Genomic DNA, 17435 nt, shown 5'->3' on the forward strand with positions numbered 1-17435 from the left:
AATTATGAATTCAAGACGGTACTTTATAAAGAAATCGGCACTAGCATCAGGTGCCGTTCTAGCATCTAACTCTTTAGCGTTTTCGCACAGTCTTTATAATCAAAAAGAGTTTGTTAGTAACCGTCCTTCAAAAAAAGACAGAACGTTTTCAAGTCAAATAATCGAAGAAGTTATAAAAGAAACAACATCTAAGCTAAAAGACAAAGAGCTAGCCTGGATGTTCGAAAATTGTTTTCCTAATACGTTAGATACTACCGTTCATTATTTCGAAGAAAATAACCAACCAGACACACATATAATAACAGGAGATATTCCAGCCATGTGGTTACGGGATACAACATGTCAAGTTTGGCCTTATTTACCTTATGCAAACGACGATGAAAAATTAAAGAAAATGCTCGTTGGTCTTATAAACAGGCAAATAAAATGCGTTTTGGTAGACCCGTATGCCAATGCTTTTTATTTAGATGCGGCCAAAGTAAATGATGGTGAGTGGAAAGACGATATTACCGAAATGAAGCCTGGGGTTTTTGAGCGTAAATGGGAAATAAATTCACTGACGCATGTTATTCGTCTATCATATGAATATTGGAAAACGACAAAAGATACCTCGCCATTTAATGCCAATTGGCTAAAAGGAATGAAACTAATTTACCAAACGTTTAAAGAACAGCAACGTTTAGAAAATGATGGTCCATATTCCTTTTTAAGAGTAACAGAACATATACGAGATACCGTTCCCCATTACGGATTTGGTCATCCAACCAAAAAAAATGGGATGATTCATGCGGCATTCCGACAAGATGATGCCAATATTTTACCGCTATTTGTTCCAGACAATTTAATGGCTGTACAGGAGTTGAGAAAGCTATCGGAAATGGCTATATCTCTTTTTAATGATACCGAGTTTTCAGAGCAATGCATAGCAATGTCTAACCAGATAGAAAAAGCGATAAAAGAAGATGCAATTGTTCAACATAAGGAATTTGGAGAAATTTATGCTTTCGAAGTTGATGGTTATGGTGGTAGAATTATGATGGAAGATCCTAATTTACCAGGATTACTATCATTACCATATATGGGCATTTGTGATATAGACGATCCGTTATACCAAAGAACAAGGCAATTTACATTAAGCGAATGGAATCCTTATTACGAAAAGGGAAAAGCGGGCGAAGGCTTAGGAAGCTACCACTGGGGCAAAGGATACATTTGGCCATTAGGAACCATCTCCAGAGCTTTAACAAGTTCCAGCGATGAAGAAATTCTATTTTGTATCAATCAATTAAAAGCGAATCATGCAGGAACTGGATTTATCCATGAATCTTACAAAAAGGATGATCCAACGCAATATAACAGGGATTGGTTCTCTTGGGCCAATACCTATTTTGGAGAAATGATTTTAACATTACTAAGCACACACCCCCATTTACTAACTTAAATAAAACTTGAATGAAAAAAATTATTTTTTTAGCTATAGTTGCTTCAATAGGCGGCTTTTTATTTGGTTTCGATACCGCAGTAATTTCTGGAACCACCGATTTGGTTAAGAGTCAGTACGCCTTGGATGATGTCTTACAAGGCTGGTATGTGAGTTCCGGTTTAGTGGGGTGTGTTTTTGGAGTTATAGTTGCCGGATTTGCGAGTGATAAATTTGGACGAAAAAAAGCGCTGCTCATGAGCGCCATTTTATTCAGTTTATCTGCCGTTGGCTGTGCCGTAGCAAGTGATTTTACCTATTTGGTTACATCACGTCTTATAGGCGGTATAGGTGTAGGAGTCGCTTCTATGCTATCACCTATGTATATTTCAGAAATAGCACCTCAAAGCAAACGAGGGATGCTAACCTCGTTATACCAATTGGCCATTACTGTTGGAATACTAATCGCGTTTTTATCCAATGCCTTTATTCAGGATTTTTCACTTAATTCCAGTTTGTCAGAAGGATTGATCAGCAAAATATTCGTTTCGGAACAATGGCGTGGTATGTTGGGAGCTGAAACCATACCGGCCCTATTATTCTTTGTTTTATTACTATTCATTCCAGCAAGCCCAAGGTGGTTACAATCTAAAGGCAGAACAGAAGAAGCCGATGCTATTATTAAAAAGTATAATATAGAAAGTGCCAAAGAAAATCAAACCCATAGTGAACAAGGAGATCAATCAAAAAAATATTTTAAGAATAGAGGTATTCGTATTGCTATCATAGCCGGAGCAATTTTGGCTGTTTTAACCCAAACCAGTGGTATTAATGCCATCATGTACTATGGTAATAGTATTTTACAATCTGGAGGGGCAGATTCCAATTTAGCATTCCAAGGTCAGGTTTTAATTGGCATAATAAACGTTTTATTCACATTTATAGCCATTTTTACTATCGATAAAATCGGTAGAAAAAAACTATTATACATAGGCGTAACAACCCTGATTATTTCTTTGTTCCTCGTAGGCTTAATGTTCTATTTTAATGCTTCTATGGAATTAAAAATGCTTTTCATTTTAACCTTCGTTGCTGGTTTTGCCTTTTCCTATGGTCCAGTTATATGGGTGTTGCTTTCAGAATTATACCCTACCGAAATTAGAGGAAGAGCCATGTCTATAGCAGTACTTTCCTTATGGATTGCCAACACTGTTGTTGGACAATTAGTGCCATGGTTAAGAAGTGAAATAAGCGAACACGGGATATTCTGGTTATTCGCAATTTTCTGTTTACCTACCTATTATATTGCTAAAAAGTACTTACCGGAAACCAAAGGGAAATCTTTGGAAGAGATTGAAGAATATTGGATGAATAAATAATTTTATGAAAAGATTGCAAGATAAAATAGCCATAATAACAGGAGCCGCAGATGGTATTGGTTTAGCAATAAGCAAAGTTTTTGCCAAAGAAGGAGCAATCGTAGTTATGGGCGATATTAACTTTGAAAAATGTCAGCAGGAAGCTGATGCGATTTCGAAAAACATCGGAAAAGCTATTGCCAAAAAATGTGATGTAGGGCATACAAAAGAAGTAAACGAATTAATAAATCAAACCCTAAAAACATATGGCAAAATAGATGTTTTAATCAATAATGCTGCTGTTGCAATTTCAGGAAATATTACGGAGATGCCCGAAGAAGACTGGGATAAAGTAATAAACACCAATCTTAAAAGTGTTTACCGTACTATAAAAGCCGTATTGCCGATTATGTTAAAACAACACTCGGGTAGTGTTATAAATATGTCCTCAACCCAGGCATTTAGATCGTGGGATAATTGGACGGCTTATGCCGGAGCCAAAGGCGCTATACTTTCAATGACCAACCAATTGGCAGGTCAGTTTGGAGACAGGGGTGTTCGTTTTAACACCATTTCCCCTGGTGCAATTATGACGCCATTAAACCAAAAAAGGGTAGAAACCGAAGGTGATGGGTTTTTAAATGCAAGTAGAAACATGAGCCCTATGAATCGTATGGGGACAGCAAATGAAGTGGCAATGACAGCGCTGTTTCTGGCATCGGACGAAGCTAAATTTATTACAGGAGAAGATATTAAAATAGACGGCGGTTTATGCACATTGCCGCGTTATGTAGAAGAATAAAAAAGTACAAATGAAACAAGCATTAGAAGGTGTAAAAGTTTTAGACTTTACACAATTATTACAAGGCCCTTACGCCACACAAATGTTAGGCGATTTAGGAGCAGACGTTATAAAGGTTGAAAGACATGGCTCTGGTGATATTTACAGGGGCATGACTTTTTTTAACAAGTGGGTCGCAGAAGACGAATCGCCTTGTTTTATGGCATGGAATAGAAACAAGCGCTCTATTTCGGTTGATGTAAAAAGTGAAGAAGGCAAAAAGATTCTCTATAAATTGGTTGAAACAGCTGATGTGGTTATGGAGAATTTTAGACCAGGAGTTATGGAGCGCCTTGGTTTCGGATACGAAACGTTAAAGGCTATCAACCCAAAAATAATTTATTGCTCTGCCTCTGGTTGGGGAGACGATGGGCCTTATTTAACACGTCCAGGACAAGACCTGTTAGTGCAAAGTGTTAGTGGTGCTGTTATGACTAGTGGAAAAAGCACCGACGGTCCAGTAGCTTTAGGTACAGCGCTATGCGATCAAGTAAATGCTTTAAATTCGGTATATGCTATTCTAGCTGCCTTGTTTTATCGTGAAAGAACTGGAATAGGTCAAGAAATAAAATCTAACCTGTTGTCATCTGCAATAGCATTTCAAATGCAGGATTTCTTTACCATTCAAAATTTAGGACAAACATTCACGCGTCCAAATTCAGGGATTGGTCACCCGGGTAACGGAGCACCTTTTGGTACTTACGAAACTAGCGATGGTTATATTACAATAGCTATGAGCCCTTGGCATAAAATGGTAACAGCTTTAGGAGATGAATCCTTAGAGGTATACAACGACCCTCAAACGCTTTACGATAAACGTGATGAGATTTATTATAAAATTGAAGCTATAACAAAAACCAAAACAACAGACGAATGGCTGGAGATTATGCTTGGTTTAGATTTATGGGTTTCAAAAGTTAATAATCAAGAAGACGTTGAGCAAGATCCGCAAGTTATCCATAACAAGACATTTGTAGATATTGAGCATCCAAAAGCGGGTAATGTTAAAGTGACTAACATTCCATTTACAATGAGTGAAACACCTGGAAAAATTAGCCGCCCTTCTCCTATGTTAGGTGAGCACGGTCCAGAAATCTTACAAGAGATAGGATACTCGCAAGACGAGATCAATGCTTTAGAATCTAACAATATCATTACAGTGGAAAGGCTAAATAAATAAAGTAATGAATTCCAATTTAATAAAGTTGCTAATAGTGCTTATGATTACTGGAACAAACTGTAAATCGGAAAAACTCGAATATGCTTCCGGCAACTTGCTTCCTAATCCGCAAGAGCAGAAGGCTGTAGGCGGCAACTTTTTATTAAATTCTAACACAAAAATTTATACAGGTGGTACGTTAAAAAAGGCTGCAACCTTTTTAATGGATTATATAGCCAATGGCAGCAACATAACACTCGAAGAAACCGAGGACATTGATGCTGCCAACATTATATTTAAACACGATAGTAATATCCAAAACGCAGAAGGCTATACTTTGAGCGTTACGGACAATCGTATAACTATTTCGGCAAAAACCGAGCAAGGGGCTTTTTACGGCTATCAAAGTTTAAGGCAGTTACTTCCAGAAAGTTTTGAGAACGGTAGCTATAAAGAAAAAGAAGTCGCAATAGCTGGTGCTTTTATTAAAGACGCGCCCCGTTTTTCTTATAGAGGCATGCATTTAGATGTTGCCAGGCATTTTTTTAATGTCGATGAAGTTAAAACGTATATTGATTATTTAGCCATGCTAAAATTCAATACTTTTCATTGGCATTTAACCGAAGATCAGGGTTGGAGAATCGAGATTAAAAAATATCCCAAATTAACAAGTGTAGGAGGCTTTAGAAAAGAAACCTTAATAGGACATTACAATGATAAGCCGCAACGATTTGATGGCAAAAAATACGGCGGATTTTATACTCAGGAAGAGATAAAAGACATCGTAAAATATGCATCAGATAGAGCTATAACCATTATTCCGGAAATAGAAATGCCAGGCCATTCGTTAGCAGCTCTAAGTGCATATCCGGAGTTTGGCTGTATTGGTGAATCGTATGAGGCAGCAACAAAATGGGGCGTTTTCGAAGATATTTATTGCAGTAAAGAAAGTACCTTTTTGTTTTTACAAGATATCTTAGACGAAGTTATAGAATTATTCCCCGGGAAATACATACATATTGGAGGTGATGAAGCCCCAAAAGAGAGATGGAAACATTGTAATAATTGCCAAGCCAGAATAAAAGAAGCAGGATTAAAAGACGAACATGAATTGCAAAGCTATTTTATTACAAGAATAGAAACGTATTTAAACAGTAAAGGAAAACAGTTAATAGGTTGGGATGAAATATTAGAAGGCGGACTAGCACCTAATGCAACAGTTATGTCGTGGCGTGGTGATGCGGGAGCTATAGCAGCCGCTAAACAAAACCACGATGTTATTTTAACGCCTAATACGCATGTTTATTTCGACCATTATCAATCGGGAAATATAAAAGAAGAACCTGTAGCAATAGGCGGTTTTTTACCTTTAGAAAAAGTATTTAATTTCGAGCCTATTTCTAAAGAGCTTACTGCTGAAGAAGCCAAGCATGTTCTAGGTGGACAAGGCAATGTTTGGACAGAATATATGCCCGATTTCAAACATGTTGAATATATGCTTTTTCCTAGAGCTGTTGCTTTAAGCAATGTATTATGGGGTTCGAAAGACAGAAATTATAACGATTTTTTAAAGCGATTGAATCACTTTGAAAACCGTTTAAAAGCACTTGATGTTAACTCCTTTAAAAAATATAAAACTAAGAACTAATTAAATTATAACATTATGACCGACGAAAAAGTTATTGTCCCCAAAAGTGTAATTATTCCGTTTATTTTGGTGACCTCATTATTTGCACTATGGGGATTTGCTAATGCTGTTACAGACCCTATGGTAACTGCTTTTAAAAAGGTACTGGAGCTGACCAATTCGCAAGCTTCATGGGTGCAAATGGCATTTTATGGCGGTTATTTTTGTATGGCTTTACCAGCAGCATTGTTTATTAGAAAATATTCATATAAAACAGCCATTCTAATAGGTCTTGTTTTATACTCCGGAGGAGCACTATTGTTTTTCCCGGCAGCAACCAATGAAGAGTTCTGGGTATTCTGTGTCGCATTATACATCCTAACATTTGGTTTAGCATTTTTAGAAACAGCAGCAAACCCATATATATTGGCCATGGGTTCTAAAAAAACAGCAACACAACGATTAAATTTAGCACAAGCATTTAACCCAGTTGGTCTATTAGCTGGTTTGTTAGTGGCTCAACACTTTGTATTGAAAAACCTGCAGTCTGATGATGTTGAAAATTTTACGGTATTAGATGCTACTAAAAAAGCACTTATAAGGACTTCAGACTTAATGGTTATCCGTAATCCATATGTAACTTTAGGTTTGGTGATTTTAATCTTCTTGGTATTGATTGCCTTAGTGAAAATGCCAAACTTTAAGGATGAGGGAGGTATACCTAGTTTGGGAAAAACATTTTCAGGATTGTTTAAAAACAGCAATTATGTATATGGCGTTTTATCGCAGGCATTATACGTTGGTGCACAGATTATGTGTTGGACTTACATCTATCAATATGCAGAAGGCATAGGCATGGCTAGTGAAACAGCGGCAAATTATCAGCTCGTAGCTTTTATCATATTTTTAGTTGGTAGGTGGATTGGTACGGCATTACTGAGATATATTAATTCAGGTAAGCTATTAATGTTATTCTGTCTTTTTGCTCTTTTAAGCACTTTAGGTACTATTTTTATTGAAGGTATTGTTGGCTTATATTGTCTTGTAGCCATTTCATTTTTCATGTCTTTAATGTTCCCAACAATTTACGGTATAGCATTAGACGATTTAGGAGAAGAAGAATCTAAAATAGGCGCAGCAGGATTAGTTATGGCTATTGTAGGTGGGGCCTTAATGCCACAGTGGCAAGCTATGATTATGGATATCGGAGGCGAAAAAGTAAACGATACAACCATACTAGGTGTGTCGGAAGTTAACTTCTCTTTTGTTTTACCGTTAATATGCTTTTTGCTTATAGCGTTATATGGTAGAAAAGCTAGCAAAACAGTAGCCAATTAATAATTGAAAACTATTTTTTTAGCTAGGAGCGGAACTAGAAAGTGATATGTTTTTTGTCATTCAGAGCGAAGCGAAGAATCTCAGCGTAATGTAAATTAAAAGATTACAATTTTAAAAGATTCTTCGCTTGCTTCGGCTACGCTCAGCACAAGCCGCTCTGAATGACATTTTTTATAGATCAAAACTTATTCATTAGAAGCATTATTCTTTAGGATAATGCTTTTTACTTCATTTAAATAGCTTCTACCTATCGTATATCTTATACCAGCTATTTCAAGGCTGTTGCCCTCAACAGTTTCTACTTTTTCAATTGGAATGGTATAAGAACGGTGTATTCTTATAAACCTATCAGAAGGTAATTCACTCGTAAAACTACCCAAGGTTTGATGTACGATGTATCTGTTTGTATGCGTTGTTATTTTTATATAATCCTTTAAACTTTCTACGCATAAGATTTCATCAAGATAAACCTTTGCCATTTTCTTTTTATCTACCTTAACAAAGATAAAAGCCTTATCATTATGCCCCGCACCAACACCTTTATTTAGGTTATACGCTTTAAATGCTTTATTTATGGCCATGATAAACCTATGAAAGGGAATGGGCTTAACCAAATAATCCAAAACTTCTAATTCGTAACTTTCTACAGCGAATTCTTCGTGGGCAGTAGTTATAATGGTTAGCGGCTTTTTATCTAAACTTTTCAAAAGATTTAAACCATCCAACAAAGGCATATTGATATCTAAAAAAAGTAAGTCTACCGTATTATTTCTAATATAATCAATACTTTCTACAGCATTATTAAAAGAGTTCAGCAATTCCAGCCCTTTGGTCTCCTCAATATAATTCTTAATAACATTTATTGCCAATGGCTCATCATCTACAATAACACACTTCAAACTCATCATACTTTAATTTTAAGATTTACTACATACTCTTTACCATTATCATTAATGTCAAGATGGTATTCATCCTCTTCATACCCTAATGCCAGTCTTTTTTTTACGTTTCCAATACCAATGCCCCCTTGTTCTGTTTTAATAGCATTATTGTTCTTTTCGGTTGCAATTGGGTTTGAAATTCTAAAGTGGAGGAAGTCCCCAATAACATTAAAGTCTATATTAATATTTACTTCGCCAATGCTTTTGTTAGCACCATGTTTAAAAGAGTTTTCAACAAAAGACAACAAGAGCATTGGAGCAATTTCTTTATCCTCTATTTCTCCCGAAATATCTACATTTATCTTTAATTGATCGCCATACCGTATACTCTCTAAGTCCAGATAATTTTGAAGGCAAATAATTTCTTTTGTTAAGCTTTGTCTTTTCTGTTTTGTTTCATACAAAAGGTACCGCATTAACTCCGATAATTTAAGGATAATTTTTGGTGCCTTATTGGATTTCTCTATAGTTAGGGAATAAATATTGTTTAGTGTATTAAAAAAGAAATGCGGAGAAACCTGTGTTCTTAATAATCGTAACTCCGTTTCAAGTTGTAATTTTTCCAAATCTACAAGCCTTTTATGCTCTCTAATCCAGTCGAACGTTACTTTTATAGCCGTTACAAAAGTTACAACATACAACTCGCCCAACATCATTTCAATAGCATAGTTTAAGGTTAATGTAGTTGTTACTTCCGGACCTTCCGGCCAAACATTACTACTAACCAAAAAGTATGTTAAATTGAATTTTAACATCAACACAAAAAACAAAGATGCAATTAGGGTAATAGCGTAAGTAACATATTTACGCGTATAAATAAACTTTGGCATTAGGTAGTAAATATTAAAATAACATAATGTCATATGAATAGCAAAACCTAACAAAGTCGTTTTAAAAGCGTACTCGTAATCATCAAAATAACTCCCCCATCTAAATGTGGTAAACAGAAAATAAACTAGCCAAAATATAACATGATGCCTTATAGTAATACTAAAATTATTGTTGTCGTCTATTTTAATAGCATCCTTGATTCTCTGAAACATATCACCATTTCGTTTTTTTGGCGTTTAGCTTTCTACCGTTGTTGTTGGTCTAAAATTATTCGCTCCACGAGTAAATTTATAAATATTTAACATAATTAATAATACACTTAAAAACTAATAAGTAGAAATATAATTTTTCAAAAGTGTATTGGTAACAAATAAAAGTAGGACAAATATAGGAAAAATTACTCGATTATCTCTTGTTTTTCTCTTTTACAAACCGTATGCAGCTTATAAATAACGGCTTATATCGCATGCGATTATTTGTAGTTTATAGTGACGATAATAGTGAGTAAACATGTTAAATGTTTTTAAAAAAGTGTGAATGAATATCGCAACGATTGATATTGCTATAATTTTAGGATATGTATTAATAACTGTTTTATTTGGATTATATGTTTCTAAAAAAGCGTCGAAAAATTTAAACTCATATTTTTTGGGAGGAAATGAAATTCCGTGGTACTATTTAGGTTTATCTAATGCCTCGGGAATGTTCGATATTTCCGGAACCATGTTTGCCGTTACCATTATGTTCGTATATGGTATAAAAAGTGCCTGGATACCATGGTTGTGGCCTGTGTGGAATCAAGTGTTTTTATTTGTTTTTCTAGCTGCCTGGTTAAGGCGATCTAACGTTATGACAGGAGCACAATGGATAACCTATCGCTTCGGAAAAGGTTTAAGTGCCCGATTATCCCATATTATCGTTACCGTATTTGCTATTATTAGCACATTAGGCTTTATGGCCTATTTCTTTGAAGGTATAGGCAAGTTTGTCGTTATATTTTTTCCATGGGATTTATCTTTTGACGTTGGACTTTTTCAAGTGTCTTCAGAACAAGCTTACGCATTAATTATCATCGGTATTACGACTTTATACACGCTTAAAGGTGGTATGTACAGTGTGGTAGCAACAGAAGTGCTACAATTTTTAATCATGACCGTTTCCTGTTTAGTTATAGGCTACATTGCATTCAAGACAGTAACCTATACTCAGGTTGAAGCAGCCGTACCAGATAACTGGAAAGATTTGTTTTTCGGTATGGATCTTAATATAGACTGGACTGGTTATATAGATAGTGTCAATCAGAAAATAGAAGAAGATGGTTTCTCATTATTCGGTTTTCTATTCATGATGATGATTTTTAAAGGCATTTTTGCGAGTTTGGCAGGACCAGTTCCTAGCTACGATATGCAAAGAATCTTGTCTACTAAAAATAGCGTAGACGCTTCAAAAATGAGTGCACTAACTATAGTGGTACTGTCCATTCCAAGATATTTAATGATTGCTGGCTTTGCAGTGCTATGTCTTGTATATATGGGACCAGAACTACAAGCTATGGGATCTGGATTCGACTTTGAAACCATACTTCCAGAAGCGATACAACGATTTGTACCAATAGGCGTTAAAGGTTTACTACTTGCAGGCTTACTCGCCGCATTTATGGGAACCTTCGCTGCATTTGTTAACTCAGCCCCAGCCTATATCGTTAATGATATCTACAAAAAATATATTAACCCAAATGCTTCCAATAAAACATATATTAGATACAGTTATTTATCTTCCGTATTGCTCGTTTTAATAGGTGTAATAGGTGGCTTTTTTGCATCATCAATTACCTCGCTTACCATCTGGATAACATCAGCTTTATATGGTGGTTATGCTATGGCAAACGTATTAAAATGGATATGGTGGCGATTCAATGCCTATGGCTATTTTTGGGGTATGCTATCTGGTTTAATTGCAGCGACCATAGTACCAAACATTTTTCCGGGAACCATAGATATCTATTTATTCCCATACATTTTGCTCATTTCCCTTATAGGGTGTCTTATAGGTGTTTTTCTTAACAAGCCAGAAGATATGGAAGTGCTTAAACATTTCTATAAAACGACCAAACCTTGGGGCTTTTGGAAACCAGTATATAAAGAAATACTAAAAGAAGACCCGGATTTTAAACCAAATAAAGGTTTTAAACTCGATATGTTTAATTGTGCTGTTGGAATTGTTTGGCAAATGACATTTGTTTTAGCTCCCATGTATTTAATTATAAGAGAGTATAATAGTTTGTATATTGTTTTAGGAATTATGGCAGTAACAACCGCTATATTAAAGAAAACATGGTATGATAAATTAAACCATGAAAAAACAAATATTAAAACGCCTTTAAAAGAAATAAAAAATAATGAAAATACCCTGGCAAGAGAAACCACAAACGTGTAATGATGTAGTCTGGAGATATACAGAAAATCCTATAATTCAAAGAGATGCCATTCCATCCTCAAACAGCATTTTCAATAGTGCAGTAGTACCTTTTAATGAAGGATTCGCTGGTGTTTTTCGTTGCGACAACAAAGCTGTGCAAATGAACATCTTTGCTGGGTTTAGTGAAGATGGAATCAATTGGAAAATTAACGAGAACCCTATAGATTTTAAAGCTGCAGATGAAGGGCAAGTTATAGGAGATTATAAATACGATCCCAGAGTTGTTTTTATAGAAGATCGCTATTGGATTACCTGGTGCGAAGGACATAATGGTCCAACTATTGGAATTGGTTACACCTTCGATTTTATAGAGTTTTTTCAGTGCGAAAGCGCCTTTTTACCATTTAATAGAAATGGTGTATTATTTCCTAAGAAAATAAATGGCAAATACGCTATGATGAGTCGCCCTAGTGATAACGGGCATACGCCTTTTGGTGATATTTACATGAGCTATAGCCCAGACATGAAATACTGGGGAGAACACAGGCATATGATGTCTCCGGCTGATTTTAAAGATAGCGCATGGCAATGTACCAAAATAGGTGCAGGCTCTGTGCCTTTTTTAACAGAAGCAGGTTGGCTCATGTTTTACCACGGTGTAATTAATACTTGTAATGGATTTCGATACGCTATGGGGTCTGCCATTCTAGATGAAGAGAACCCACATATAGTAAAATATAGAACACAACCATACTTGCTAACACCATCTGAATTATATGAACAAAATGGTGATGTGCCAAATGTTATTTTCCCTTGTGCTTCGTTGCAAGATTTACAAGAAGATAAAGTCACTATTTTTTACGGAGCGGCAGATACGGTAGTTGCAATAGCATTTGGAAGAATAAGCGAGATTATAGATTTTACAAAGAAGAATAGCCTATAAACATGGAATCTTTAAATCTGATAAGCAGTTTTATTTACAAGAAAAATAGAGACTTTATAAGTCTCATTTTTTTACTTTTTACGGTATCCATCTTAGCCCAAAGCAAGATTGATACTCCCAAAACGTATATAGCAAATTATACAGAAGAAACGATTACGGTTGATGGTTTAGGGAATGAAAAGTCTTGGCAAAAAGCCCCATATTCAGATTTATTTATTGATATAGAAGGCGTAAAAAAGCCAACATACAATACCCGATTTAAAATGCTCTGGGACAATAGCAATGTGTATTTTTTTGCAGAAATGGAAGAACCCCATGTTTGGGGAAACCTAAAGCAAAGAGACACCATTGTTTACTACAATAATGATTTTGAAATATTTATCGATCCAGATGGAGATGCTCATAACTATTATGAAGTTGAAATTAATGCACTAAATACCATTTGGGATTTATTCCTTACAAAACCTTATAGAGATGGCGCTGTTGTGTTAAATGATTGGGATGTAAACGGCTTACAATCGGCAGTACAAATTAATGGAACTTTAAATAACCCTAACGATACCGATAAAGGTTGGACTTTGGAAATAGCTATTCCCTTAAACGTTTTTAAAGCTTCTTATCATGAAAACACAAATCCCAAAGGAAGATTTTGGAGAGTCAATTTTTCAAGAGTCAATTGGGATTTTCAATTAGAAAACACAACATACCAACGAAAAAAGAATGCAGATGGCACTTTTAAACGCGAATATAACTGGGTTTGGTCGCCACAAGGAGTTATAGCGATGCATCAACCCGAAACATGGGGGTACGTATATTTTTCGAATAAAAGAGCTGGGGAACAAGACGCGTTTCAAATTCCAAAAGATGAATATATTAAATGGTTTTTATTTAAATTACACAATGATTTAAAAGCTAAAAAAATAACTGGCGAAGCTGTTGAAACGGCAACAATAATTTTAAATCATTCGCTAACCCCAACGTATCAAAACCATGAAACAGGATATAATATCTGGATAGATAGTCCTTTTTCAACGAAAAGAATCATCCTAAATCAAGAAGGTAAAATTCTTATTAAGAAAATAAAGTAATCATCCATAATCACATACAAGTGAGGGTATGGATGCAAAGTCTAGATAAGCACAGTTAAAGCTAAGTTATAACCAATAAAAAAGATAAAGACAGACAGATGAGACAAGGTATAAACTTACTATTATTACTCTTGGTTTTAGCAACATCATGTACAAATCCACAAAAGGAAACGGCTTCTAAAAAAGTTGAAAATACGAAGCAGCCGTTTAAATATTGGACATGGTATGGTGCTGGGCACACAGTACCAGATAGCATCCATATAGCAAACTTTAAAAAATTTGCAAAACACGGTATTGATGCCGTGCTTATCGATACCAGAGCAGATGCAGACCGTTTATCTAAAATTGCCCCTTTTGCAATTAAAGCAGGTTTAGAAGTCCATGCTTGGATGTTCACCATGAACCGCCCAGGAGATTCCATAGCATTACAGCACCCAGATTGGTACATGGTAAGCAGAAGCGGAAAATCTTGCTTTAACGACCGTCCCTATGTCGATTATTACCAATGGCTATCACCAAGTCACCCAGAAGCACGTCAACATATCTGGAATTTGGTAGAAGGTTTGGCTAAAGTAGAAGGCATTACAAGCGTACATTTAGATTATATAAGATACCCCGATGTTTACCTTCCAGTTGGCTTATTGCCAAAATATAACTTGGTTCAAAACGAAGAATTACCAGATTTCGATTTCGATTATTCCGATGCAGCAGTAGAGAAGTTTCAAAAAAAATATGGAAAGAACATAAAAGAAATCGAAGTCCCTGCCATAGATATTGAATGGAAACAGTTTCGACTAAACGAAATTAAAGCTGTTGTAGATGGTGCTTACGAGATAGCCCATAAACATGGCAAGAAATTAACAGCGGCTGTTTTTCCATATCCAGAAATGGCAGATCATATGGTACGTCAACGTTGGGATAAATGGCAGATTGATGCCGTACTTCCTATGATATACAACAACTTTTACAATGAAGGGTTAGACTGGGTGAAATTTGCATCAGAACAAGGCATCAGGGACTTAGAAGGCAAACGAACACAATTGCATACCGGATTATACATTCCAGAAATGTCCGCCGAAGAAGTTAAAAATGCCATAGAAACTGTTAAAGAAAGTGGAGCAGCCGGCGTTGCTTTTTTCGATATAAAAGAAACGCATTATAAAACCATTAAAGCCTCTAAGAAATAAATGATTATGAAAAACCTTTGCATTTACATAGCAGTTTTAATGCTATTCGTAGCATGTAATAAAGAAGCGAAAAAACCATCTACAAACGATGGTATGTTGGTAGATTATGTGAATCCGTTTATAGGTACAGATGGTCCTGGAAATACTTACCCTGGCGCCACCGTTCCCTTTGGTATGGTACAATTAAGTCCAGATATTGGTATTCCTGGATGGGACAGAATCGCAGGCTATTATTACCAGGATTCCATCATAACAGGATTTTCGCATACCCATTTAACAGGAACAGGAGCAGGCGATTTATACGACATATTGGTCATGCCAATCAATAGCAGGTTTAAAAAAAGAATAGAAGAAAATAATTTCAAGCCATTTTCGTCTTTTAACCATGAACAAGAAGAAGCCTCACCGGGCTATTATTCGGTGGATTTATTAGACTATGGTATTAAAGCAGAACTAACCGCTACAAAAAGAGTAGGCATACATCGTTATACCTTTCCAAAAGACGAGAATAGCGAAATACATATCGATTTGGGCTACTCATTAAACTGGGATAAACCAACCAGTACCTACATTGAAAGAGTAAACGACTCGACTATTCAAGGGTATCGTATGTCAACAGGATGGGCGAGAAATCAAAAACTGTATTTTCAAATGCAGCTCTCTAAGCCATTTGCTTCGTGTAAATACTACAAGGGAGATGATGTTAGTGTGTATCCAACAAAAGGCAACACCAAAATGGTGCTTAAATACAACACAGAGGATGGTGATAAAATAATCATAAAAACAGGGCTATCCACGACAAGCTGTAAAGCAGCAGCACAAGCCGTAAAAACCGAAACCATAGGATTCGATTTTAACTTCCACAAAGAAAAAGCCATGCTGGTTTGGGAAAAAGAGTTCCAAAAGATTAAGATACAATCCTCAGATAAGGATAAGAAAAGTGTCTTTTACACCATGATGTACCAATCTATGTTAGCACCAACACTATTGAGCGATTGGAGCGGTACTTACAAAGCGGCTAACGACGAATACGGAAAATACAAAAAAGGAACAGATACCATTGCCATTGCCGAAGGATTCCAGCGCTACGACACTTTTTCATTGTGGGATACCTTTAGAGCAGCCCATCCCTTATATACCATATTACATCCAAATCTAGTTCCAGATATGGTAAAATCACTTTTAGCGCATTATACAGAAACAGGAGAACTCCCAGTTTGGTCTATGCAGGGTAGCGAAACAAATATGATGATTGGTTATCATGCCGTTCCTGTTATAGTGGATGCTTATTTTAAAGGCTTCGATTTTGATGCACAGCTAGCTTACGAAGCATGTAAAGCTAGTGCCATGGTTAACGACAGACAAATTGATGTTTACAGAAAAAAAGGCTACGTTCCCGTTGATGAACATCATGAAAACTGGTCAGTTTCAAAAACATTGGAATACGCCTACGACGATTGGTGCATTGCTATGTTTGCAAAAGATTTAGGAAAAGATGGCGATTATAAATACTTTTTAGATCGATCCAACAACTGGAAAAACCTCTACAACGAAAAAACCTCGTGGTTTCAACCAAAAGATGCAAACAACGCATTTTTGCCAAATTTTATAGCTAAAGAATACACGCCTTATTTTTGCGAAAGTAACGCTTGGCAGTATTACTGGTTTGTACCACAAAATATAGACGGATTAATTCATAAAACAGGAGGGGAAGAGCGCTTTAAACAAAAATTAGACTCCATGTTTTCTTATTACCCGGAAGCATCAGATAAATTGCCTTTATTCAGTACAGGTATGATAGGCCAATATGCACACGGAAACGAGCCTAGTCATCATGTGGCCTATTTATACAACTATTTAAAAAAGCCGTCCAAAACCCAAAAATTAATTCGCGAAATATTAGAAAATCAATATAAGAATGAGCCGAACGGCCATTGTGGTAATGAAGATTGCGGACAAATGTCTTCATGGTACATATTCAGCTCATTAGGGTTCTATCCCGTAAATCCAGCTCAAGGTATTTACCATATTGGAGTACCATTGTTTAAAGAAGCTATAGTTAAGTTGCCAAACAATAAAGAATTTAAAGTTATAGCTACAAATCATAGTGCAGAGAATACCTTTGTTAAAAGTATTTCCCTAAACGGAACCCCTTTAAACAGGATCTATATAACCCACAAAGAAATAGTTAACGGAGGTGTTTTGGAATTCATCATGACCAATTTGCCAAACGATGCGCTTTTTAACAATGCAAGTTTGCCAGTACCCAATAAGATTTACTAAA

At 35.9% G+C, this 17435-nt stretch carries 13 protein-coding genes; 11 read left to right on the forward strand and 2 right to left on the reverse strand.

Going from position 1 to position 17435, the window contains the following annotated elements; all coding sequences use genetic code 11:
• Positions 1-4 precede the first annotated feature (4 nt).
• The 6 genes from C1H87_RS15675 to fucP are packed head-to-tail and all read left to right on the forward strand — an operon-like array spanning position 5 to position 7743.
• Positions 5-1441, forward strand: coding sequence for a glycoside hydrolase family 125 protein (locus tag C1H87_RS15675; RefSeq protein ID WP_102756718.1), 1437 nt, complete (start codon positions 5-7; stop codon positions 1439-1441).
• An 11-nt stretch (positions 1442-1452) separates the two neighbouring features.
• Entirely contained in the window at positions 1453-2799 is a 1347-nt protein-coding gene (locus C1H87_RS15680; protein ID WP_102756719.1) for a sugar porter family MFS transporter, read from the forward strand.
• A 4-nt stretch (positions 2800-2803) separates the two neighbouring features.
• Complete coding sequence (locus C1H87_RS15685) at positions 2804-3580, forward strand: SDR family NAD(P)-dependent oxidoreductase (protein WP_102756720.1); 777 nt, start codon at positions 2804-2806, stop codon at positions 3578-3580.
• Between the two features lie 10 nt (positions 3581-3590).
• The gene (locus C1H87_RS15690; RefSeq protein WP_102756721.1) at positions 3591-4799 is read left to right on the forward strand and encodes a CaiB/BaiF CoA transferase family protein; all 1209 of its coding nucleotides are present in this window, start codon (positions 3591-3593) and stop codon (positions 4797-4799) included.
• A 4-nt stretch (positions 4800-4803) separates the two neighbouring features.
• Positions 4804-6426 (forward strand): beta-N-acetylhexosaminidase, encoded by a 1623-nt coding sequence (locus C1H87_RS15695; RefSeq protein ID WP_102756722.1) that lies wholly within the window; start codon positions 4804-4806, stop codon positions 6424-6426.
• A 15-nt stretch (positions 6427-6441) separates the two neighbouring features.
• A complete protein-coding gene (gene fucP / locus C1H87_RS15700; protein ID WP_102756723.1) occupies positions 6442-7743 on the forward strand; it encodes an L-fucose:H+ symporter permease in 1302 nt (433 codons plus the stop codon).
• 185 nt (positions 7744-7928) lie between these two features.
• Here fucP and C1H87_RS15705 read toward each other — a convergent pair whose 3' ends face one another.
• Together C1H87_RS15705 and C1H87_RS15710 are read right to left on the reverse strand one after the other, a co-directional pair.
• Entirely contained in the window at positions 7929-8648 is a 720-nt protein-coding gene (locus tag C1H87_RS15705) for a LytR/AlgR family response regulator transcription factor (protein ID WP_102756724.1), read from the reverse strand.
• Entirely contained in the window at positions 8648-9727 is a 1080-nt protein-coding gene (locus C1H87_RS15710) for a sensor histidine kinase (RefSeq protein ID WP_102756725.1), read from the reverse strand. Before C1H87_RS15710 ends, C1H87_RS15705 begins: the two co-directional genes overlap by 1 nt.
• Positions 9728-10052: 325 nt before the next feature.
• Between C1H87_RS15710 and C1H87_RS15715 the strand changes: the two genes are divergently transcribed.
• The 5 genes from C1H87_RS15715 to C1H87_RS15735 all read left to right on the forward strand — a co-directional run bounded on the left by C1H87_RS15715 (position 10053) and on the right by C1H87_RS15735 (position 17434).
• On the forward strand, positions 10053-11951 hold the full coding sequence (locus C1H87_RS15715) for a sodium:solute symporter family protein (protein ID WP_102756726.1): 1899 nt from the start codon (positions 10053-10055) through the stop codon (positions 11949-11951).
• Positions 11914-12876 (forward strand): glycoside hydrolase family 130 protein, encoded by a 963-nt coding sequence (locus tag C1H87_RS15720; protein ID WP_102756727.1) that lies wholly within the window; start codon positions 11914-11916, stop codon positions 12874-12876. Before C1H87_RS15715 ends, C1H87_RS15720 begins: the two co-directional genes overlap by 38 nt.
• Positions 12877-12878: 2 nt before the next feature.
• On the forward strand, positions 12879-13964 hold the full coding sequence (locus C1H87_RS15725) for a carbohydrate-binding family 9-like protein (protein ID WP_102756728.1): 1086 nt from the start codon (positions 12879-12881) through the stop codon (positions 13962-13964).
• A 98-nt stretch (positions 13965-14062) separates the two neighbouring features.
• Positions 14063-15151: a family 10 glycosylhydrolase gene (locus tag C1H87_RS15730; protein WP_102756729.1), complete on the forward strand. Its 1089-nt coding sequence runs from the start codon at positions 14063-14065 to the stop codon at positions 15149-15151.
• A gap of 6 nt (positions 15152-15157) precedes the next feature.
• Complete coding sequence (locus tag C1H87_RS15735; RefSeq protein ID WP_394337942.1) at positions 15158-17434, forward strand: GH92 family glycosyl hydrolase; 2277 nt, start codon at positions 15158-15160, stop codon at positions 17432-17434.
• The last annotated feature ends 1 nt before the right edge of the window (position 17435 follow it).

Source organism: Flavivirga eckloniae, assembly GCF_002886045.1.
In the GTDB taxonomy this organism is placed as follows: domain Bacteria; phylum Bacteroidota; class Bacteroidia; order Flavobacteriales; family Flavobacteriaceae; genus Flavivirga; species Flavivirga eckloniae.

Excerpts from the sequence above, each read along its gene's own strand:
- C1H87_RS15720 (WP_102756727.1), top strand. The coding sequence starts at position 11,914 with ATGAAAATACCCTGGCAAGAGAAACCACAAACGTGTAATGATGTAGTC.
- C1H87_RS15730 (WP_102756729.1), top strand. The coding sequence starts at position 14,063 with ATGAGACAAGGTATAAACTTACTATTATTACTCTTGGTTTTAGCAACA.
- C1H87_RS15675 (WP_102756718.1), top strand. The coding sequence starts at position 5 with ATGAATTCAAGACGGTACTTTATAAAGAAATCGGCACTAGCATCAGGT.
- fucP (WP_102756723.1), top strand. The coding sequence starts at position 6,442 with ATGACCGACGAAAAAGTTATTGTCCCCAAAAGTGTAATTATTCCGTTT.
- C1H87_RS15685 (WP_102756720.1), top strand. The coding sequence starts at position 2,804 with ATGAAAAGATTGCAAGATAAAATAGCCATAATAACAGGAGCCGCAGAT.
- C1H87_RS15705 (WP_102756724.1), bottom strand. The coding sequence starts at position 8,648 with ATGAGTTTGAAGTGTGTTATTGTAGATGATGAGCCATTGGCAATAAAT.
- C1H87_RS15690 (WP_102756721.1), top strand. The coding sequence starts at position 3,591 with ATGAAACAAGCATTAGAAGGTGTAAAAGTTTTAGACTTTACACAATTA.
- C1H87_RS15735 (WP_394337942.1), top strand. The coding sequence starts at position 15,158 with ATGAAAAACCTTTGCATTTACATAGCAGTTTTAATGCTATTCGTAGCA.
- C1H87_RS15680 (WP_102756719.1), top strand. The coding sequence starts at position 1,453 with ATGAAAAAAATTATTTTTTTAGCTATAGTTGCTTCAATAGGCGGCTTT.
- C1H87_RS15725 (WP_102756728.1), top strand. The coding sequence starts at position 12,879 with ATGGAATCTTTAAATCTGATAAGCAGTTTTATTTACAAGAAAAATAGA.
- C1H87_RS15715 (WP_102756726.1), top strand. The coding sequence starts at position 10,053 with ATGAATATCGCAACGATTGATATTGCTATAATTTTAGGATATGTATTA.
- C1H87_RS15695 (WP_102756722.1), top strand. The coding sequence starts at position 4,804 with ATGAATTCCAATTTAATAAAGTTGCTAATAGTGCTTATGATTACTGGA.
- C1H87_RS15710 (WP_102756725.1), bottom strand. The coding sequence starts at position 9,727 with ATGTTTCAGAGAATCAAGGATGCTATTAAAATAGACGACAACAATAAT.